This window comes from Schaalia sp. lx-260 (assembly GCF_021083645.1).
Taxonomy (GTDB): Bacteria; Actinomycetota; Actinomycetes; order Actinomycetales; family Actinomycetaceae; genus Pauljensenia.
The window spans coordinates 256,978-278,190 of sequence record NZ_JAJNRQ010000001.1 but is presented as its reverse complement, the minus strand read 5'-3'; the positions used below and the strand labels follow the sequence as shown (position 1 = coordinate 278,190).

General features: G+C 51.2%; 15 protein-coding genes, 1 tRNA gene and 1 pseudogene. 4 read left to right on the top strand and 13 right to left on the bottom strand.

Features of this window, described 5'->3' with window-relative positions; translation table 11 throughout:
* Positions 1 to 110 precede the first annotated feature (110 nt).
* The 4 genes from LRP57_RS01100 to LRP57_RS01085 are packed head-to-tail and all read left to right on the top strand — an operon-like array spanning position 111 to position 5,047.
* Complete coding sequence (locus LRP57_RS01100; protein WP_231204218.1) at positions 111 to 1,478, top strand: sn-glycerol-1-phosphate dehydrogenase; 1,368 nt, start codon at positions 111 to 113, stop codon at positions 1,476 to 1,478.
* Between the two features lie 39 nt (positions 1,479 to 1,517).
* Positions 1,518 to 3,239 carry a ribulokinase gene (locus LRP57_RS01095; RefSeq protein WP_231204216.1) on the top strand — a complete coding sequence of 574 codons (1,722 nt, stop codon included), beginning with the start codon at positions 1,518 to 1,520 and terminating at the stop codon, positions 3,237 to 3,239.
* Positions 3,239 to 3,937 (top strand): L-ribulose-5-phosphate 4-epimerase, encoded by a 699-nt coding sequence (locus LRP57_RS01090; RefSeq protein WP_231204587.1) that lies wholly within the window; start codon positions 3,239 to 3,241, stop codon positions 3,935 to 3,937. Before LRP57_RS01095 ends, LRP57_RS01090 begins: the two co-directional genes overlap by 1 nt.
* A gap of 48 nt (positions 3,938 to 3,985) precedes the next feature.
* The gene (locus LRP57_RS01085) at positions 3,986 to 5,047 is read left to right on the top strand and encodes an NAD(P)H-dependent glycerol-3-phosphate dehydrogenase (RefSeq protein ID WP_231204214.1); all 1,062 of its coding nucleotides are present in this window, start codon (positions 3,986 to 3,988) and stop codon (positions 5,045 to 5,047) included.
* A gap of 88 nt (positions 5,048 to 5,135) precedes the next feature.
* Here LRP57_RS01085 and LRP57_RS01080 read toward each other — a convergent pair whose 3' ends face one another.
* The 13 genes and pseudogenes from LRP57_RS01080 to LRP57_RS01020 form a co-directional block, all read right to left on the bottom strand.
* Positions 5,136 to 6,551: a hypothetical protein gene (locus tag LRP57_RS01080; RefSeq protein ID WP_231204212.1), complete on the bottom strand. Its 1,416-nt coding sequence runs from the start codon at positions 6,549 to 6,551 to the stop codon at positions 5,136 to 5,138.
* Positions 6,548 to 7,639 (bottom strand): hypothetical protein, encoded by a 1,092-nt coding sequence (locus LRP57_RS01075; protein ID WP_231204210.1) that lies wholly within the window; start codon positions 7,637 to 7,639, stop codon positions 6,548 to 6,550. Before LRP57_RS01075 ends, LRP57_RS01080 begins: the two co-directional genes overlap by 4 nt.
* A gap of 136 nt (positions 7,640 to 7,775) precedes the next feature.
* A complete protein-coding gene (locus LRP57_RS01070; RefSeq protein ID WP_231204208.1) occupies positions 7,776 to 8,633 on the bottom strand; it encodes a heme ABC transporter ATP-binding protein in 858 nt (285 codons plus the stop codon).
* Positions 8,633 to 9,673, bottom strand: a complete 1,041-nt coding sequence (locus tag LRP57_RS01065) for a FecCD family ABC transporter permease (RefSeq protein ID WP_231204206.1) — start codon at positions 9,671 to 9,673, stop codon at positions 8,633 to 8,635. Before LRP57_RS01065 ends, LRP57_RS01070 begins: the two co-directional genes overlap by 1 nt.
* Positions 9,674 to 9,681: 8 nt before the next feature.
* On the bottom strand, positions 9,682 to 11,010 hold the full coding sequence (locus LRP57_RS01060; RefSeq protein WP_231204204.1) for a heme/hemin ABC transporter substrate-binding protein: 1,329 nt from the start codon (positions 11,008 to 11,010) through the stop codon (positions 9,682 to 9,684).
* Between the two features lie 124 nt (positions 11,011 to 11,134).
* Positions 11,135 to 14,116 carry an InlB B-repeat-containing protein gene (locus tag LRP57_RS01055; RefSeq protein ID WP_231204202.1) on the bottom strand — a complete coding sequence of 994 codons (2,982 nt, stop codon included), beginning with the start codon at positions 14,114 to 14,116 and terminating at the stop codon, positions 11,135 to 11,137.
* Positions 14,117 to 14,576: 460 nt separating this feature from the next.
* Positions 14,577 to 15,842 carry a hypothetical protein gene (locus LRP57_RS01050; protein ID WP_231204200.1) on the bottom strand — a complete coding sequence of 422 codons (1,266 nt, stop codon included), beginning with the start codon at positions 15,840 to 15,842 and terminating at the stop codon, positions 14,577 to 14,579.
* Positions 15,843 to 16,105: 263 nt separating this feature from the next.
* Complete coding sequence (locus LRP57_RS01045) at positions 16,106 to 16,690, bottom strand: hypothetical protein (RefSeq protein WP_231204198.1); 585 nt, start codon at positions 16,688 to 16,690, stop codon at positions 16,106 to 16,108.
* Between the two features lie 912 nt (positions 16,691 to 17,602).
* Positions 17,603 to 17,929 carry a hypothetical protein gene (locus LRP57_RS01040; protein ID WP_231204196.1) on the bottom strand — a complete coding sequence of 109 codons (327 nt, stop codon included), beginning with the start codon at positions 17,927 to 17,929 and terminating at the stop codon, positions 17,603 to 17,605.
* Positions 17,930 to 18,145: 216 nt separating this feature from the next.
* Positions 18,146 to 18,400, bottom strand: a pseudogene (locus LRP57_RS01035) (terminase TerL endonuclease subunit); the annotation flags it as partial.
* A gap of 280 nt (positions 18,401 to 18,680) precedes the next feature.
* Positions 18,681 to 18,753, bottom strand: a tRNA-Ala gene (locus LRP57_RS01030).
* A gap of 458 nt (positions 18,754 to 19,211) precedes the next feature.
* Entirely contained in the window at positions 19,212 to 20,273 is a 1,062-nt protein-coding gene (locus LRP57_RS01025) for a hypothetical protein (RefSeq protein ID WP_231204194.1), read from the bottom strand.
* Positions 20,274 to 20,497: 224 nt separating this feature from the next.
* Positions 20,498 to 21,187, bottom strand: a complete 690-nt coding sequence (locus LRP57_RS01020) for a GNAT family N-acetyltransferase (RefSeq protein ID WP_231204192.1) — start codon at positions 21,185 to 21,187, stop codon at positions 20,498 to 20,500.
* Positions 21,188 to 21,213: the final 26 nt, after the last annotated feature.

Sequence of the window (21,213 nt, the reverse complement as noted above, 5' to 3'; positions counted from 1 at the left end):
ACCTTTTCCTGCCGCAGCTACCACCGCAACAGGAAAAGCCAAGCCTCCCACACAGCACCCCAATTCAATAAACACATTTCACACACCCAGCAAAGAAGAAAGATACACAAATGTCGAGTGAATTAATTGAGAAAGCACTCACCACCGCAACCGAAACCCGCGACATCATCTTCGGTGATAACGTAACAAAACAAACCGGTACCCTATTTGCCAAACTATTCCCAGGCGCACAAGTACTCCTAGTCGCTGATGGCAACACTTTTGCCGCAACAGGCGAAGCAGTTATTCAATCTCTTCAAGCCGCAAATGTGGAATTCGCTGACGAACCCTACATTTTCCCCGGCACACCCACCCTGTACGCAGGCTACGAAAACGTCGAAATCCTACGCGAATACATCCGTCCCTTTGAAAAGGCAATCGTATGTTCAATCGGTTCAGGATCCCTCAACGACATCGCCAAACTCGCTTCCGGTGAACTCGGACGCGAATACATGAATGTCTGTACCGCTCCCTCAGTAGATGGCTTCGCAGCTTTTGGCGCCTCGATTGCGCGCGACGGTTTCAAAATCACTCGTTCATGCCCAGCGCCCGCCGGCCTTATCGCTGACACAGAAGTCGTATGCAATTCACCCCAACGCCTCATCGCTACCGGATACGGCGACCTCATTGAAAAAATACCCGCCGGAGCTGACTGGATACTCGCAGACGCTTTAGGTATCGAAGCCATTAACGAATACGTGTGGAATATGGTGCAAGGGCCTCTGCGTGATTCTTTAGCTGACCCTGAAGCCATTGCTCAAGGCGACAAAAAGAGCATCGAAAACCTCATGGAAGGCAATCTCATGTCAGGTCTGGCTATGCAAGCCGGCCAGTCCTCACGTTCAGCTTCAGGTGCAGGCCACCAATTCTCCCACACGTGGGAAATGGAAGGTCACGGTTTAGATTGGGAACCACCGCTCTCTCACGGCTTTAAGGTCGGAATCGGCACAATCGCCTCATGCGCCATCTGGGAAGAATTCCTCGCAATGGAAGCCGACGACTTCGATATTGAACACGCTCTTGCCAGCGTAAAAACGCCAGAAGAAATCGAAACTCAGGTACGATCCCTCCTGCAACCTCGTATGCAAGACGAAGCATTACGCCACAGCCTCACAAAACGCATCGAAGGCGAAGAACTCGTTGACCGAATCAACCTTCTCAAAGAAAAATGGCCCGAACTGCGTGAACGCTGCAAAGCACAACTCATGTCTCCATCTGATGTCATGGCACGCCTCAAAGCCGTGGGAGCACCCTACCACCCTGAACTCATCAAAATCGACTGGGATCGTTTCCGTGAAACCCACATCAAGGCCCAAATGATCCGTGACCGTTACACGGTCTTTGACATTCTGGTTGATTTAGGTATTTACGACAAGATCATTGAACACCTGTTCTCCAAGGACGGTTTCTGGGGACAGCACCGCCACCCAGAAGCCTGATTTCAACGCACCCATTTACTTTTTGCAAAGGAGATAACAATGTCCAAGAAATACCTCATCGGTATTGATTTTGGTACCCTCTCCGGCCGCGCCGTCATTGTTGATGCCGCAAATGGAGAGCAGGTAGGCACTCACGTCACCGAATACCCTCACGGCGTGATGGACCGCACCCTCACTGCTGGCGACAACCAGCAGCTTCCCCCCGAATTTGCTTTACAAAACCCCGCTGACTACATCAAAGTACTCCGCGAATCCGTGCCCGCAGCAATAAAAGATGCCGGAATTGACGCTAAAGATATCGTCGGCATTGGCGTAGACGCGACCTCAGCAACCGTGTTCTTCACAGATAAAGAAGGAACACCCCTGTGCGAAAAACCCGGTTTTGAAAACAATATTCACGCCCACGTTAAACTGTGGAAACACCACGGCGCACAAGACCAAGCAAACCGCCTAGTCCAAGTAGCTCAAGCTCGCCGCGAAGACTGGCTTTCACGCTACGGCGGCGTACTTTCCTCCGAACTGCTTTTACCTAAAGTTCTCGAAGTATTTGAAATGGCGCCCGATGTTTACGAGGCAACCGATTACATCGTCAACCTCTTGGACTGGCTCACATGGAAAATGACTGGCCGACTCACAGGTGCCGCCGGCGATTCAGGTTACAAGCGCATGCTCCAAGACGGTGCTTTCCCTTCCTACGAGTACCTTGAAGCCGTCAAACCGGGCTTTGGCACAATGTTCACCGACAAAATGAACTACCCGATTGTGCCTCTCGGCGGTAAAGTCGGCGGCCTGAACAAAGAATTTGCTGATCTGATGGGATTACCTGAAGGTATCGCCGTCGCAGCCGGAAACATTGATGCCCACGTCGTAGTAGCTGGTGTGAATGCTGTTCGTCCCGCACAGCTCACTGCCATTCTTGGCACTTCCTGCTGTTACGTTTTGAACAGTGAAAAATACAGTGACTGTCCCGGAGTTTTCGGAATCGTTGACGGTGGCGCTGTAGATGGCTACTGGGGTTTTGAAGGCGGTCAAACGGCTGTAGGTGATATCTTCGCTTGGTTCGTTGACAACTGTGTACCCCAAAGCTACAAGGACGAAGCTGATGCGAAAGGCATCTCAGTCCACCAGCTCCTTGTTGAACTCGCCAAAGACCAAGAAGTAGGCGAACACGGGCTTGTGTCCCTCGATTGGCACAATGGCAACCGATCTATCCTCGCAGACGCGCGTTTATCCGGCCTGACAATGGGCCAAACGCTTACGACACGTCCTGAAGAAATCTACCGTTCTTTACTTGAAGCAACAGCTTTCGGTTGCCGAGTCATCATTGACAACTTCGAGAAGCACGGTATCAAAGTCGATGAAATCGTTGCTGCAGGTGGTCTGCTGAAAAATAAGTTCTACATGCAGCTCCTTTCCACTGTTACTCGTCGCCCAGTCACTATTTCCACCTCAGATCAAGCTGGAGCGCTCGGTTCAGCAATTTTTGCGGCCGTCGCAGCCGGAATTTACCCTGACATTTTCTCTGCTGCCGACGCAATGGCTCACGTACAGAAAAACGCGTACACACCTCACCTTGAAGATTCAGCTAAATACGATGAAATCTACGCGATCTACAAGGAACTACACGATTACTTTGGGCGCTACACACAGGGAGAATCACCTATGCATCGCCTCAAAGATATTCGCGCTCGCATATTCCGGGACCGTGCGGTGGCTGAATCTGAAGCCGAAAACCCTCATGAGGCTCAGGACGTGAAGTGATCCGGCTTAGCGAATTACCTGAAGATATTCAGGAACGCGTCCACGCAACAAGGGAACGGGTAGCTCGTCTCCACGGCGAGTTACCCGCCAATAACCTTGTCGTGTGGACAGCCGGAAATGTTTCCGAACGAGTGGAAGGCACTGATTTTTTCGTTATCAAACCTTCAGGTGTGCGTTACGATGAGCTGTGCGCAGAAACAATGGTCGTTTGCACATGTGATGGAGAAAAAATTGATGACGGCACGCCTGCCGAGCTTTCACCATCTTCTGACACAGCGGCCCACGCCTACGTTTATCGTCATATGAGTAAAGTGGGTGGCATTGTGCATACTCATTCCACATATGCCACAGCTTTCGCCGCTGCCCATCGTCCAATTCCATGTGTACTCACAATGATGAGCGACGAATTTGGCGGTGAAGTTCCCGTAGGACCTTTCGCAATTATCGGTGACGATTCTATTGGGCGAGGCATCGTTGAGACTCTGAAAGATTCACGTTCCCCTGCCGTGCTCATGGCTAATCATGGCCCTTTCACCATAGGGAAAAATGGCGAGGCAGCAGTGAAAGCCGCTGTCATGGTGGAGGAAGTTGCACGAACTGTCGCAATCGCTGAACAGTTAGGAACCCCGATTCCTGTTGCTCAAAAACACACTGATACGCTCTATGAACGCTACCAGAAGGTATATGGTCAGCATTGAGATTATTGAAACAGGCTCCAAGGGCCGCCGCATGTTGAAAGGACAACAATGGCAAAAATAGCTGTTCTCGGAACCGGCATCATGGCTACGGCTCTTTCGTTCCCAGCCTCAGAGAACGGGAATGAGGTCCGTCTGATCGGCACTTTCCTTGATCGGGAAATTATTGATTCAATTCAAAAAAGTGGAATTCACCCAGATCTTGGCCTTCACGTGAATGAGGGTGTCACGGCCTTCCAGCTTGAAGATGCCGCTCATGTTATCGCTGATGCTGATGTTGTGATGTGCGGCGTGAATTCTTTTGGCATTGAGTGGGCAGGTCAGCAGCTAGCGTCCTTCATGAAACCCGGACAGAAACTCTTGTGTGTTACTAAGGGGATGCGTGCCGACGAAGATGGGACGCTTCATATTTTGCCTGATGTTATTCGTTCCTATTTTGATCCTCACCTTGCTGACCAGATTTCGTGGAATGCAATTGTTGGTCCTTCAATTGCCGGTGAACTGGCTGTTCATCACGATACTTGCGTGGTTTTTTGTGGCCGTCATGCTGAGGATGTGGAGTATCTTGCTGACCTTTTCCGCACAGACTACTACCATGTGTGGACTTCTACAGATTTCGTAGGCCATGAAACTGGTGCGGCAACAAAGAACGTGTACGCTTTCGCTGCTGGTTTTGCTCAGGGGCTCCTGCGCAAAGCGGGTAAAGAAAATGACCGTTACGTTATGTACAACTACGGAGCCGCCATATTCGCTCAAGGTCAAATGGAGTTACGTTCGTTTATTGAACTCATGGGCGGCAATCCACATACCGCTGACGGTTTAGGAGGGGTTGGCGACATGTTCGTGACCTCGATGGGTGGGCGTAACGTCAAAGCAGGAGCTTTTGTTGGTGAAGGTATTCCTTTCTCTGAGGTGAAAGAACGCTACATGAAAGGTGTCACTCTTGAAGGTGTTGCGGCGATTCAGGTGATTGGTCAGGCTCTGGGGCCGCTCACTGAACGCGGAATAATTGGTGAAGACGAGTATCCGCTCTGTCGTTTCCTTTATTCGGTAGTGGCACAAGATGCCCCACTTGATGTGCCGTGGGACAAATTTTTTCGCACCGTGAAGTAAAAGTATTCGTCCGTCTCTGCTCGCAATAGCCTGTCAGCTTTCCGTGCTGATGGTTTGTGTGCGAAAGTTTCGTCGGTTCAGAATTTTCCTACAAGGCAAGACGGCGTTTCACCAGCACTCCAAGCAATACAGGCAAAGCTGAGGCTACACTCAGAGTACCTACTCCAAGGGCGATACGTCCCGGAGTGTCTTTCCAAGGCTCTGGAGCACGTAGCGCAGAAGTCTCATTCCTTTTTTCCCGAGCAGGTTCGCTGGTTTTCTTTTTCTTCGCTTCTTCAGAACCTAAAGTTTTGTCACTCTGCCCTTCCTCCGCATTACGTGTTTTCTGCGAAGATTGCTGGTCAGGGTTTACGGGTTTTTCTTTGTTCTGACGAAAATTCTGGCTCCGTGCCTCTGCGTTGTTGGGAGGATTGTGCGCTGCTCCTTCATTTTCTTTCATCTGAGCATCGGAAGGAATAGTTTCAGACGGTGGAACAGGAGGAGCTGACTGGGCTGGATCCGCTTCATCTTTTGGTTGAGGTGCGCTCAGATTTCCCTCATTCTGCGCTGGGGGCAGGGTAAAGGCGGAAGAAAATGACACATTCATAGGGGAGGCAACTTTCGCGCGGTCACGCTGACCATTTGAAGAATACCAGTAGGATCCTTGCCCCGTCAGCCCTTGAAAATCCACAAAATCTTGAGGAAAAGATCCCCAAAAATCCTTGTTTTGTTCAGTACGAGGAGCCTGAGCTTCACTTCCGTTCGGCGTGCGGATAGCAACCCCCACGTATTCTGGAGTATGGCTGAAACCACCCGCACGGCGAGCAGCACTCATATCAACTCCACGTAACTGCGCCAAAGTGATTTCTTGTTCAGGAATGGCTTTCCATTCCTGCGTGTTTTCCCGATCAGCTCCGTACCCTGATGCCAGTGCTCGAAGTGTCCCATTTCCCTGCGCGTCCAAAGTTAAAACAGGGTTTTTAGCGCTCCAGTAGGTCATTCCTCCGTAGTAAACAACCGTCCAGCTTCCTGTCCATGACACACGTAAAGAACCGTCACTTCGGACTTCACCTTTTCCTTCAGATATTTCTACCTCACTCTGAGTGGTCCACCCGATCGGTTGTAAGCCAACTTGACGACCGTTACGGTCAAGGCAACGCGTTGCCCAAGAAGCCTGCGTCCATCCGCCGTTGCTATCCGCTTTAACGATGCGAACATGACCGTCTTGTGAGGAATATAAACCGTCGGCTTCGGTCCACACCGCGGAGCTTCCTTTGCTTCCAGATGTGCCCGCAGACAGGAAATTGCACGTCCCCGGGTTGAAAGAGGCTGAAGAACTTTCGTCATTCATTCCCCACCGTATTTTTACACCTTCAAGAGGAGTACTACTCCCCTGCTCATCCGAAGGAGCAGGTGTTTCCTCAGCGTGAGCAGGAGCGAGCAGCCACCCGCTTCCAGCCAGCAGAACAGCGGCGGCACAGATGTAGCAGGCTTTCTTCAGAGCATGTGTCATTGCCTCAATCATTCCCCTTTTCCTTTCACCTGATCTGTGAAGAAGCTGGGCATTGTCCCTGCCTGCGCGCGCGTGTCTTCTACATCTTCTAACGCGGGGAGGACACGGGTTTCTTCCGCTTGACTGCTTCGAGGTAAAGACAGCGAAGGAGCAGACTCATTCTCTAATTCTCTGCGACGGTAGCTGCGGCGGGATGGGCGCTGTTCACGTTTTTCCTCGCGTACTTTACGGCGTTCTTCCTCGCGCTGAGCAGCTTGAGGGGATATCCCCACGATAAGAGTTTTTATTGCCAGATAAGCACCCGTGCCTATGGCAAAAAAGACAAGAGTGGCAGCGGCAATTACTGCGGAAAAAATAAGAAGCCACGTGGAGACTCGATTATCTTCACTCACCTGCACATAAGGAGTTCCCGCGTCCTTTGTTGCCGTTGTTCTCCTTATCGTGGTGTCCTCAGCGAGCGAGGCAGACTCTCCAGTTTCGTCTTCTTCAGAAATATTGCTCTCATTATCTGGGGTTTCTTTAAGAGGCTCGTTCGTGTTCTCTTTATTTTCTGCCGTAGCGTTCTGAGTGTTATTTCCTGTAGTCGTATCATGAGAAACCCCGGGGGCCGCTGCGGGAACGGGCGCGGTGGAAGTAGAGAAATTCACGGGAGTGAAACTCTCATTATGAGCGTTCTTTTGTCCGTGCGCTCCGATTGTAATGATTCCGCATTGAACTTGGGTGCAATCAACCTGCGAGGCATTTCCTGAACGATCGTAGGTGGTGAACTGTGCTCCTGGAATCGTTAGCTGACCGTTCCAGGTTCCATCAGCATTAATCTGGCCGCCGTTGGCTGCAAAAGAGGTAGAAGAACCAGGGAAAGCAACAAAAAGCTGGTAGCCTGCGGGGTTGGTTTCGTCGTCGTAAGCGTAACGATAGTTCACGCCGGTAAGGCCCCCGTTGCTGGGTGACCAGCTCATCCCGTAAGGATCATCTACCCATCCGAAAAAGACGTAGATACCGCCGAATCCTCCTTTCACGGATTGGAAGCCTGATCCTGCTATTTCTAAAACGCTGGGGGCGTCTGCAGCGAGTGTTCCTGAAGCGATGCTGTAGCTCACCCGGCCTCCGGCGTGCGCTGAAGCTGGCATGAAGAAAAGCCCGAGCAGGGTGCTCATAGTTACCAGCCCTGAAATTATGAGAGTCCTCATTCCTTTCTGGCGAGGCGAATACATGGTTTTCACTTGTTATGCTCCTTCAGTGGTGGCTGGGTAAATGATCGCTAGGGGACAGTGGCGAAAAAGGACGTTGAGGAATAATCAGGAGATTTGCGGTGTCGGGGTCTTCTATAACTCTGATCGGGTGAGAATACACTGTGCTCAAAATTTCAGATTTCAGCACGTCTCGGGGTTTTCCTTCTTCGACGATAGTGCCGTCTTTCATGAGGATAATACGGTCGGCGTAGGCTGCAGCAACATCGAGGGAGTGGACGACAAGAAGAACACCTCCCCCTTGGCGCGCGTAGTCTCTGGCAATTCCCATCACCATTTCCTGATGGCGGATGTCCATAGCTGCGGTAGCCTCGTCAAGAAAGATGAGTGGTGTTGCTTGCGATAGGACTCGCGCGAAAGCTACTCGGCCTTTTTCTCCCCCAGATAAAGTGGTGTAGGAACGTTCACGTAGTTCTTCCACTTGGGTCATACGCATAGCGGCTGAGACGATTAATTCGTCTTGTGTTTCCGCTGGTGTTCCCGCCCAGGGAGAACGCCCCATGCGTACCACTTCTTCCACGGTGAAGGGGAAAGAAATACCGATATTTTGCAGGAGAACAGCGCGACGCATAGCAAGTTCAGTCGTATTCCACCGAGATATTTCCCTCTCATTTATCAGCACTTCCCCACGGCTCAAGGGCAGATCTGCGCTGATTGCGGCAAGGAGTGTTGATTTTCCCGCACCGTTAGGACCGACAAGAGCAACTACTTCCCCCGCGTAAAGGTCAATGTTAATGTCGTGAATAATGCGTTTCCCAGCGATTTCCACTTCCAGATGACGCGCACGAACGAGGCGCTCCCCTACACGGTGAGTATCGGGGATGCGATGATGTCGATTCAGCATCAGGCCCACCCTCCTGAACGTGTGCGTGAACGCCGTAAAAGGTAGAAGAAGAAAGGCCCGCCCACCAGCGAGGTGAGCATACCGATTGGCAGATCAGCGAAAGTAATCAGCGTGCGTGAGGCAAAATCAGCAACAACAAGGAGGAAAGCTCCGCCTAGTGCGCATAGGGCAAGAAGATACCGGTGAGAGGGGCCAACGAGGAGACGTAAAAGGTGTGGGACGACAAGGCCTACGAAAGCAATGATCCCAACAAATGCGACGGCTGCGGATACGAGTAGCGCAACGAGTCCCATTGCGCTCAGGCGCAGCATCTCAACATTGACTCCTAGGTGTCTTGCGGCTTTTTCTCCCAGTGAGAGAAGGTCCAATTGACGGGCCAGAAAAAATGAGGAGCAGATAGCCACAATTCCAAGGGGCGCAATGATTGCTACTTGCTCCCAGAGACTCCCGTTGAGGCTTCCCATCTGCCAGAAAACAATCTGTTCTCTGGCATGCGTAGGCGCGTGGAAAACAATGAACGAAATGATTGCTCCGGCGATAGCGTTCACCGCGACACCGGTCAAAATGAGTGTAATCACCTCAGTACGGCCGTGGTGTCGTGCGAGGAAATAGACTCCCATTGTTGTGACGAAACCACAGATAAAAGCAATGGTAGGTGTCGTCATGGCACCAAGAAAGTTCCATCCGAAAACAATGGAGGATGAGGCTCCCACGGCAGCGCCTGAGGAAACTCCTACGGTCCCGGGTTCTGCCAGAGGGTTACCGAAGATTCCCTGCATAATTGCTCCCGCAACTGCGAGCGCGGCTCCAACTATCACAGCCATGGCGATACGTGGAAAGCGGACGTTCCATAGGGCTTCGTTACCGAAAGGGTGGGAGGGTTCTGGAAGCCAGTGGATTCCCAGGGTGTGCAGGATGCTCCCTGCTACTTCGCGTGCGGGAATAATGAGCTGCCCATATACTGCGGAGATTCCTACCGCGCAGCACAGGCCAATGATAAGAAGTAGGGCAAGAAAAGCGGGGCGTATTCGTTTTTTCATCAGCATCCTCACCTCGCTTTTCCATCGGTGGAGGTCGAGTCTGACTGGGCGGAGTGCGCATTGTACGTGCCGTAGTCGGTGGCGGAAGGGAAGGTAGCGCCGGAAGATATAGAGTTTGAGGAGTCAGAATCAGCAGTAGGTTTGGAGGCTTCACGCTGTATTTCTTCTGCGGCTTCGGGCGCGTATATGGCTGTTGCGAGGGCGGCAATCACTTCAGCTGTCCGTGGGCCAAAGCTCATCACTTCGTAGTCGCTCATATCCACGATGCGGCGGTTTTGTCCTGCTGGCGTTTGGGCGACTCCGGGGAGGGTAACAAATCCTTCCAGTCCGCCGGCTGATTCCAGTCCTTTTGTCATGGCGATAATGATGTCAGGCTGGGCACGTATCAGGGCTTCAGAATTTGTTGGTACCATGCCTTTGAGTCCTACTTCTTCTGCGACATCTACTGCGCTAATGGCACGAATAAGAGAATCTGCTCCTGAGCCTTCTCCGAACCAGTAGTAGGTGCTTTTTCCTCGAACGTAGAGGAAAACAATGCGGGGTTTTTTCGCAGGGTCAGTGGGGGCAATTTTTCCGATGGTTTGAACGGTTCGTGCTATTTCTTCATCGGTACGTTGTGCGAGCCGTTCTCCTAGTTCAGGTACTCCTAGGGCTGCCGCGACCGCGTGGATTTGAGGGGCGACTCCTTGGATTCCTTCGTGGAAGGAATGGGGTATCATCACCACGGGGATTCCTGATTGGCGTAGTTGAAGTTGCACGTCGTAGGGGCCAACGGTTGTGTCGGTGATGATAAGTGTAGGGCGCAGAGCAAGGATGGATTCTGCGTCCAGTTCGTGCCCGTTTTTAGTCACCAGCGGCAGGTGTTCTGTTCCGGGAAAGTTTGTTGAGGTGTCTTTGCCGATAAGGGAGCATCCAAAACCTAGTCCAGCAACGGCCGCAGCGAGGCCTCCGTTTTGGTTGAGGGCAAGAATCCGAGTGGTATCACGTATTTCCTGCATAGGCCCATCGGAGGATTCAACGTGTACGGGAAGTTTTTGGTATTGAAGCGGGTTGTCGCTGATTGGCACTATCCCATGTGTTGCTGTGCGAGCGGTGGTGGGGCCGTGATAGTGGGCTGGTTCTGCGATGAGTTGATCGGGACGGGGCAGGACAGGAATGCGTGCTTCTTCGGAGGCGGGAATGTTCTGGCACTGTGAGGTGTAGTTTTCGTTGAGAGTACCGATATTGGCGCACCCTGCCAGAGCGGGTACGCATACGAGTAGAACACAGAGTATCCCCGTGTAAAAGGAAGGGGCAGCGAGGCGGTGTGCGCTGAATCGTTGCAAAAAGTTCGTCATGTATCTCAGATGCTTATGCGGAGCGGAAGGCCTAAGTGAGCGGCGCGGATTCCATAGCTTCGGGAGGGTGCTCCTGCGGGCGGTGCGTGACCAACCCGCAGGAGCGCGCTTTTTCAGGGGAGTTTCAGCCCTGTAAACGGCGCTTTGTGAGGATTCCTCCTGCGAGGACAAGTATCCCGCTTCCTAAGAGGATAGTCAGGGTTGAGGCACCTGTGACTGCGAGGTGTTGTCCGCTGTTCACGTGGGAGGTAGTAGTTTTCTTCTCTCCGTTGTGTTTTGCTTCTGCGGCTCCAACGGTGATCTTCTGGGATAAAGTCACCATCTGTTCCTTGCCGTCTGCGCCGCGGGCCAGACCCGTAGCGAGTATGGTGTGTTCACCTGCAGGGAAGGATGCGGGTACTTTCCATGTGAGGCGTGCGATTCCTTGCGCATCGGCTGTGATAGTGCCGATGGTGAGAGGATCAGAGTGAGCCTCGAAGGTCACGTCAGCTCCGGGCATAAATCCTGAGACGACAATTTCTAAGGATTCTCCCGCTGCCACTTCAGTACGCGCAAGGGTGAGCCTTGGTTGAACAAAAGCGGGTGTTGCCGGGGTATTTTCTGCCTCTGGTGAGGACGGTTGGGTATGTGAGTCCTCAGGCTGGGTAGTGGATGAGTTTTCCGGCTGAGTAGCAGATGAGTCCTCAGGCTGGGAAGGCTGCGGGTTTACGGAAGGAGTTTCTGGCTGAGCAGGCTGGGAAGGCTGCGGGGACACAGAAGGAGATTCCGGTTCAGGCTTTGAGTCAGTGGAAGCATCCACGCCTACGTAAACCTTGTCAGAAACCACCCATTCGGTTTCCTTGTAGTCATTTCCGTACCATCCTGCGGAGCGAACGGAAAGAGTGTACACGCCATGAGGAACCGCGGTGAAGGTGGCAGAGCGCGCATCGGGATCATTGATGCTCTTTTGTTTGCTCTGATACAGCGGATCGGAGCACTTCTCTACACAGACGATTCGTACGTCCCATCCGTGGGACGGGGTTTGTCCGGAGTAGGTCCATTCAGCGCGAACATCACTTTCGTTGCTCAGGCTTCCCGTCACGGTATCCGGAGCAAAGATTGCGTTGGGATCGTAGGAGATCGTGTTGAATGTGAGCTTTTCTGCTCGGTCGAGGGAACGCTCAGTCAAAGCAAGAGCGTGCGCGGCCATTGTCCCTGCATAGTAGGTCTTAGAACGGTCCATACTATTAGCGCCCAGAGTGAGCTTCACTGTGAAGGCACCATCTTTGGCTTGGAGTTGTTCGGGAGTCACCCAGCTGGAAGCAAGGAATTCGCCTTCACCTAAGCCTTGGGTGTGGATGTATTCTCCCGGCTTCCACACACGTTCTTCACCGACAACCACGTACACACCGTTACGCGCGGCATCTCCCACAAAATCCTTACCGGTAATGGTGAGGATATTTTTCGCTGCTGGGTCAAGATTCTCGTGCGGTTCAACGGTCACAGAGGGCTTGGGGCGAGTAGTAGGAGCAGCGTTAGGCGCAAAAGTTGCGGTGATCTGCACTGCTGAAGCAGGCATGGTAAAGGTTGTTGTTGGGCTGGTCCAAGCGGTCGGGGTAACATCAGGGGTTTCAGTCGTCCAGCGAAGGAAGTGATGATTTTCTGGGACTTGAGCTGTGATGGTCACGCTCTGCCCTGCACGCGCCGTATCCGGAGAAGCTGTGCCGCCGGTGACGGTGATCGGATGGGCAGCTAGTGCCGGATCGTCCTCATAGGTTGCTGTGATTGAAACCGCGGAGGCAGGCATAGTGAAGCTGGTATTCGCATCTTTCGCGTTGGCAAAGGATACGCCGGCTGTTTCGGTGCTCCATTCAACAAAACGTTTGCCCTGAGGAATCGTTGCGCTCAGTGAAATATTCGTTCCTTCTTTTGCGTTTGAGGGAGACGCTGTTCCACCGTCAACGGTCACTTCAAAGCTGGGAGTAATTTCATCTGTGTAGACGGCTTTGATGGTTACGTCAGATGCCGGCATAGTGAAAGTGGTTGTGGGCTGTGAGGGGTCGGCGATAGTTGCGCCTCCGTTAATTCCCTGCCACCCGGCAAAGCGTTTACCTTGAGGAACTTCAGCGGTTAAGGTGACTTGGGTTCCTGCGGTTGCTTGAGTAAGGGAGGCTGTTCCGCCTTCAACTGAGATGGCGTATGACGCGGGCGTGGCAACACTGTAGGTGATGCCGATTTCCTGGGGGATTTTACGTGCGTCTGCTGCGCCGCCGCTGGAGTACCAGTAGGGTGCTTGCCCAGTTTCACCTTGGAAATCAACAAAGTCTTGTGGCCATGAACCCCAGTTTGCTCCGGAGCGTACCTGGGTTGCGCCGTTGGGAGGAGTAATCTCTACTCCCTTGTATTCGGGGGTAACTTTGATACCGTTTTCGGTTACCGTGACATTTTTCAAGGTGGCGAGGGTGACTTCTCGGCTACGCAGACCTTTCCATTGGCTCTGGTCTTCCATGGATGTCCCGTATCCGGAAACACGTCCTTTGAGGGTGCCTTCACCGTTGACTACGCTGAGTTTAGGATTGACAACGCTCCAGTAGGTCATTCCTGAGTAGTAGACAACTGTGAAAGAGCCGTACCAGCGGATTTCTGCTGAGTTTGCGGCAGGATCAACCGTTCCTTGTCCTTTGACGATACGAACAATATTTTCTGATGTTTTCCCTGAGGTATTTGTTTTAGAACCGTCTCGGGTTTGGCATTTGGTGTCCCAGGTGGTTGGAACTAGTTCTCCGCTGCTATTGGGTTTGAGGATGGAGGTGTTGTCTTCGTTTTGCCTCCACATCACGTCTTGGTTTTCAGTGTTGACAAAGGCTGCGCCGTTTTCCCGTAGTTCGCCTTGCCATACGCTGGAAGATTCGTTGTCTCCGGCTACGCCAGCGCCAAGGAAGTTACAAGTGTTGGGTGCGTATCCGGCGCTTCCTGATTCTGCGTTCAGACCCCATTGGAAGACTGCGTCTTTAATTTCTTGCTGGGAGGCTTGAGCTGCCATTGGAATAAGGAAGGAGGTGGCTAGTGCCCCGCAGAGCGCGGCAGCGGCGATACTTCCTTTCCATTTTCCCCTGCTTCTTTGCATGTCTTTCTCCTCACGTCACTTTGACATTTGAACTTAGGTGAGCGTAAGTAAGTATAACCTAAGTAAATACAACTTAGGTAGACCCTTAAAGCATTAGTCACCTAAAAAATTTCTGCGCGCACAACCGAGAATAACACACTTTTAATAGTCATAAAATGACAGCTTGTAAGGAAAAAATAACATTAACATAAGAAAAGGATATGACACTCAATCAATAAAAATCAGCGCAAGATTTACCCGCTTTCCTTCTCAGTCACCTGTACAAATAGACAGCATCAGCCTCCACACAATGCGATTCCACGCAATACGCAAAACTGCCAGCCCACGAAGCCGGCCCTCCCATAAACACGCGTCACACTCTATGCGCGCGACACCACACACTATCGCAACGGTCACGTTGCTGATAAAATCATGCAGCACCACAACAGTGTTGCAGTGCTGCATGAGGTGGGGTGGAGTACTACTCCCAGTGAGCAGGAACGTCTACGATCCAGATGTCCTTTGTGCCGGTTTGACGAGACTCTTTACGGTATTTCGTCACAGTTTCATACTTGGCGGGGATTTCAATTGGACCTTTGATATATTTTTCGCTAAAGTTACCAATTTTATCAGCGTACATGAGTTCTAGTTGATGAGCATATACTTCTTTCCAAAAAGCGTCATGGTTTGCTTCATTTTGGACAGGATCAGCAACCCTGCCAATAGTGAATAGACGTTTGCTTTCAGGGAAATAAATCTCTACTCGTACAGTTACATACTCCGTACGAGCTTCCTCAACGAGAACGTTCTCGGTGTAGGGAACATCCACTTCCTCGTACACCGGTTGCTTATCCCAGTGACCTTTTTCAGCAACCCACTTCTTAGGCTTTGCTGCTGGAGCAGCAGGCGTTGCAGGCTTGGGCGTGGCAGGGGACGCGTTAGGTGCAGGCTCGGCAGGCTTTGGAGCAGACGGTGTGACGTCCACATGAGGTTTATCCTCAGGTGCAGGGGTGACAGCACTTGTGGTTTCCTCCACCTTGTTCTTATCATCCTCACTCATGTTCGGGTTTGCCTTGCCGTTCTTTTCAACGGTGTCCAAAGCGTTCTTACCAGCATCCCCCGCAAGAGTAGCGTCACCGGTGGCAATAGCTTTGCCGGTTTCTTCTGCGATCTTATGGATCACATCAGATGGAACATCAGCGGGCTTAACGTTGGCAATTGGAATCTCAACGGTAGAGAGTTCATTGCGAGCAGACACGTCGATAGGAGTGGAAACAGCTTCAGCCTTGGCAGGATCAGAGGTGACTTCAATCGAACCATCAGCGTTGATTGGAGAGATAAGAGAGACATTATAACGTCCAACAGGCACCTCAACAGTGCTCACGCTTTGTGGATCGTTTGGACGCACAGCATGATGGAAGTCCGTGCTCTTATTGGATTCTTCAGCGCCTTGGATACGCGTGATCGCAGGCGAAGATGAGTCTGTCCACGTCTTGTCTTTCGACTGGACATCGAGCTTGAGCTTCGCCTTAGGCTTAGGAGTGGGCTTAGGAGTGGGCTTAGGAGACGTAGCTGGCGTGTCAGCGCTTTGAGCAGTGATACTCTCAGGCTGGGAGCCAAGCTGTGCGACAGCAACTCCACCTGCAACAAGAGCGAGAATCGTTGCAATGCCAGTTAAGGCAGACAGCAGCTTGTGTTCTTTAATTGTGAGCATCAGTGTTGATGCGAAACGTCGTAGTGTTTTCATGAGTGTTCCTCCGCGTCATGTATGCCGTTCCCCGTCCGAAGGCCTCCACGTGATACTCGCTTAAAATTCCTCGATGGGATCAGATAAGTTCAGGTAAGCGAGTATCAGTAGAGAGCCTGGAAGTAATAGCAAGCTGTGAGTGTGCGGGTAAGAAATGAGATAAACACGCGACTAGTAGCACCAGAAAAATACTCACAATTCCCGCACATCAGGCACCTGTCTTAGCCCTTCTGTGGACTCTTGAAACGACATGCCAGCATTATCTAGTTTTGGTCATTAAGCCGGTTTTCGTTTTGAACCTGCATTTGTTGAAGCTGCATCTGCTGCAATTGCATTTGCATCATGCGTGCCATTTGAGCTTCATCATGCCGTGTCGCATCCAAATCAGCAAAAACTCGCCCCTGAAGCTCTTTTGCGAACTGCTGAAGAACATTCTTATGCAAAATTGAAACCTTTACCGACGTAACACCGCCTGCATGATTAACCACATTAAGCTGCGCCGGAAAAGCCATCGCAAGGAACATCACCCCAAAAATCACAAAAAGAAGGGCCTGACCGCCTAGCCCAAAACCAGCAAGCACCAAAGCAACACCTAGGATTATCCGGCCAACTTCAAAAGACGTAGAAGTATTAACAGAAGCAATCGCCTTAAGCGGAACCGTATTCTCCGACGCGCCAGCCGGAATAAGACCAAAAATGGTGTTAGGCACCTTGTACACCAAACGGGTCGAAGAACACATAAGCTCACCCTTAAGGTAGGGTGTCAGCAACGATGGCGCGACCTTTGCGCCGTACACATTTGTTTCACCAGGAGCCAGCTGGAAAGAAGTCGTATTCTCGGTTGACATTTGTCACCCTCCTATTCTTGGCTTTTATTTCAAGACCAAAACTACCCCCCCCCCCCCGAAAACTGTCAAGCAACAGGTTTGACAAAACGTGAATGTGATGTTCAATCACACTGCATTCTTTCAACAATCACTTAAAGTCTTAAGACAAATTTGTACTTTAACTGCCACTTAAAAATGCGACAGGACTAGAAGAAAACAGTGTTGACGAACCTCCATAGGAAAAGTGGGGATGAATGAAATTAATGGATCATCCTGCACAAAGACGAGTTGCATGGCGCTATTGCTGAGCACGTAACACACGCACCACGTATCGTTCTGTACCAGGGCGCAAAGCGACAATCAGTTTGTTAGCCGGGGCGTAACGGCACGTATCGTTTTGTACCGGCGTGCAAAACAAGCGCAGAAACGATGACACATCAATCATTGGATAAAAATCGGATCAATCCTGCGTCCTTGACTTACTCGTTCAAGACAGCAATTGACGAGAAGCCTCGTGCGAATTGACATTGGACTCAATCGTTCAGCCCGGCTTCACCTCTTGTGGTGTGAGTACGGGCTGGATTTCTGTCCAGGAGCGTCCCGTGTTGAGAAAGATGAAGCGAGCTAGCACCATCCAAGCGATCGCTATGCCCAACGCTTGGTAACGCTTTACACACTAGGTCCTTTAGGGGAATTTGAGTCACTCTTAAGTGTTTTTCTAGCCACAAAAGTGACAAAAACACCCCCTAAAATTGCACCCAAAATTGACACTGGGTCAAAGAATGCCCAATCTCTAGCAAATGAGATAATCACCCAAAATGCCGGCACAATAGTGGCGAAAAAACCTAACGTAAATACAGTATTCGCACGCATCGGACTTCCCCTAGATTAAAGAGCACAGGATACCGCTGCGACAGAGAAGCCTGCTCCCAATTAATTTGAAGTGCTATTGAAGACCGCCGCGACTGTGCGAAAATCTTCAAGTTGATCTGCGTAACCATCTTCAATGACGGCTTCTTCGTTTACGATATATTTTCCATCGACTTGAGGTACGTACTTGGTGAAAAGCGTTTCTAAATCTTCCACCAATTTCGCTACTTCAGCTTCAGACACTGTTGCACTAGCGCTCGCGAAAAGTTGCTTACCACCAGAATCAGTAGCGTATGCCGTTCCAGAGATGCCTCCTGACCCCAAAACAAGAGCAACAGCAGTGCCAGAACCGATCAGCGCTTTAAAAGCACCTACTAGAATTTTTGTCATTGTAATTCTCCTTGTGCTTATTTTCGTTTTCTCGGTGTTCGTGTAGGAAATGTGCGTAAAATTTATTAACCCGAACAAGCCGTACAGTGACTATAAACTCGTCATACATAGTGACGTATCCAACACCACTACTCAGAGAGTACCTGAGAGTTTCATCGCATGCAGCATATAACTTGACATTACATGAAAAAAATATGCTTTTTGTTGTACGCGCTCTTGCTGCTCGTAAACCGATTCACTGGCAGGCCCACTGCATCTGATGGCACGGTCTAGGCCCATGATGGTGGTGACGACGCCGTTGATTTTCTCGGTGGATTTTTCTTTGTCGGATTTGATGCTCCCGGCAGGGTCGCTGCGGATAAAAATGTTGTCCATCATCCACCGCAGTACCGGGTGTCCGTCATGAGTGAACTTGCCCTCCAACGCGAGTTTCATCAGCTCCTTAGCGGGAGGAGACATGTCTTTGAAGCCTTACTTGAACGGGATAACCAAGAACACGACACGTCTTCGAATACGAATGCACTTTCCGATACGTCGCGATAGCAACACGACGCTGCTCAGACGTATAAACAACCTTCATCACAGTCTCCTAAAAACTCCAAGAAACTGTCCGAACCCCCAAATGACCAATAAGCTCCTATTTAGGACCACATATGCCAAAAGCTGCAAAAGTCCTAATTTGCACAACTTGCTATTTTCCGCTTTATTTCAACGAAAACCCCGTGATCTCAACGAAATCACGGGGTGATTGTGGAGCTAAGGGGATTCGAACCCCTGACCTTCTCATTGCGAACGAGACGCGCTACCAACTGCGCCATAGCCCCAAAGGAACTCACCCATTTTAGCACTGAAGTAACCACGGGGTGAATTCTTCACCGTTTCTTTCGTCATATTTCGACACGTTATACATACCTTCAAACGGCATCGAAAAATATAAGTCCCGGCCACTATTCGGACCGGACTGCTTAGCCTTGCGCAGTCCTATATTTCACGCTTAAAGCCAGCCCCCTATTCGGGCTGCCTTCGTCAAATGCTTCGTCATCTCCGATGGACAACCTTAAACCCACACCTCTGTTCGGACCGTTTGCTTCGGCACTATCCCCCTACTTGGGTACGATATTTCAGCGATCAAATCATGAGCACCGTTACTTGAGCGCGATCCGAGAAGTTCGTTAACCCGGGGCTACAGAGCACATGGGCACCGTCAAATGGGAAACGACTCTGATGTGGCATATGCGCTCTGGCCCGCACCAGACACGCGCACGTTACTTGAGCACAATACTTACTGAGCGCGACGAGCTTCTAGGACAGCTTCAAGGTCCAAACGCACAGCCTGGTCTGCCACTACTTCCTCGGTGGTTTGTGTAGGCGCAGATACCTGCCCAATCGCAACAGGACGCACAGGTACGCGAGCGCTGACTTGAGGAATACCCCTCATATCCGTATCAACATGAACCATGCGTCCTGCGACACGGCTACGAGTCGCATAGGTGGGCGCAGGAATCGGTGTCACTGACCATGTCATTCCGCTCGTTGTGGCCGCGCCTGTTTCTTCCTCAGATTGACGTGCGATAGCGGGTGCTGCGTCTGAGGATTCTTTCGTTTCGTTTTCGTCGTATTGGTTTATGCCTGTTTTTCCCGTATGCGTTTGTGAGGTGCGCGTGACTACTTCATCGATTGTGCGCGCCGTTGATTGGCTGGTTTCCTTGATTTGTTCAGTCGAAACATTGGTGACAGAACCATTGATTGTGTAGGCATGAGGTTCCGCAGTCACTTCGTGGGAGGCTTGGTCGCGTAGTTCTCGCAGGCGCGTAATTTCAGCCTGATTGCGACGTTCGGAGCGCATAGCAGCTACACGTGACCATGTTAAAGCCCCTACCAAAGGAAGCGTTCCTGCCAGCGCCCATGCCCATGCAAGGGAACCCAGCACGGTTGATATACCTAAGATAACTGTCAGTGCCGCGCATATAAATGTCACGATCATGCGGCGTTGTCCTCCTGCCGCTTCACGTGAAAGTCGTGCGGCGCGCTCGGCACGTAGTCGCGCAATTTCACGGACCACGTGAACGCGTGAGAATTGCGCGGATTGTGGTGAACCTTTTTCGTGTGCCATAAGGCCCCCATTGTGTGAGTGGACAGGGCGTGTTCCGTTAAGCAAAATGCCGTGTCCTGTTGTGCAGCTTTCTTCGGTATGCGGGTGGGAGGTGTTCAGTAATCGCATTTGCGGTGAGAATCTATCAATTTCACGTGATTGTGCGATTGCTGTTCGTCGGGTGACGAGGTAAGGAATAAGTGAGATAACTACCCCCAGTACTGCGACGATAAAAATTCCTCCATACTCCACACGTCACACGGTATTGCGTAGGAGGCATTGGATGAGGAAAAGAATCGCGCGTGTTGAGAGTTTCTTTGTGGTCTTTTCTGTGAAAAAATCACTTGTGTCACACATGCCCCACTGGTCCCTCATACATCATCTAAAAGCCGTTTCGTGATGCGCAGGCACACACTCCAAGCTCTGCCGCATAGGGCCGCCGAGACTGTTTGACAACGCGCCTACGCACGTCTTTCTCACGCAAACCCGCGTGCACGCATCAAAGCCATCACGTACCCGCCTTCAGGCATTGATTCTTGATCCGCATACCATGCCACGTGATCTGCCCATTGGCCAGCGATATGCAGATATCGAGGCCGTAGTCCCTCACGAATTAATCCAATCCGCCGACACAATTCTAAAGAACGCACATTTTCCGGGCGTACACACACTTCAACACGATGTAAACCCAATTCACCTAAAGCTAAATCCATCATCATCGCAGCACAGGAAGCTCCGATACCTCGTCCAGCTACTTTCGCTGATATCCAGTATCCCAGTGAGCCCATACATGCAGCGTCCCACTGCACGTTACTCAACGAAAACTGGCCGACAATTTCCTCATCGAGTTGAACCTGCATGAAAAGAGCCTGCGAGCGAGCTTGTAACCGATCCGAGCGTCGAATAAATGCCGCCATTGACGTAAAAGGTTGATTGTTTTCCGGCGGTAAAGTAGCTTCCCACGGTTCCAACCATTGATAGTTGGCGCGCCGCACAGCATCCACACGCATATGGTCAGAACCCACAATAGGACGCATCACTAAAGTACGGGGATCTTTCTGGCCCTGGAAAGGGTGAATATATCCGCGTGCGACCGGTGAATCTACACGCAACTCATAGGTGCGCGGCGATTGCCCCCACACGTGTGTCCGACGGAAAAATCCCATGCGATATTTCCTCACCTATTGGCATG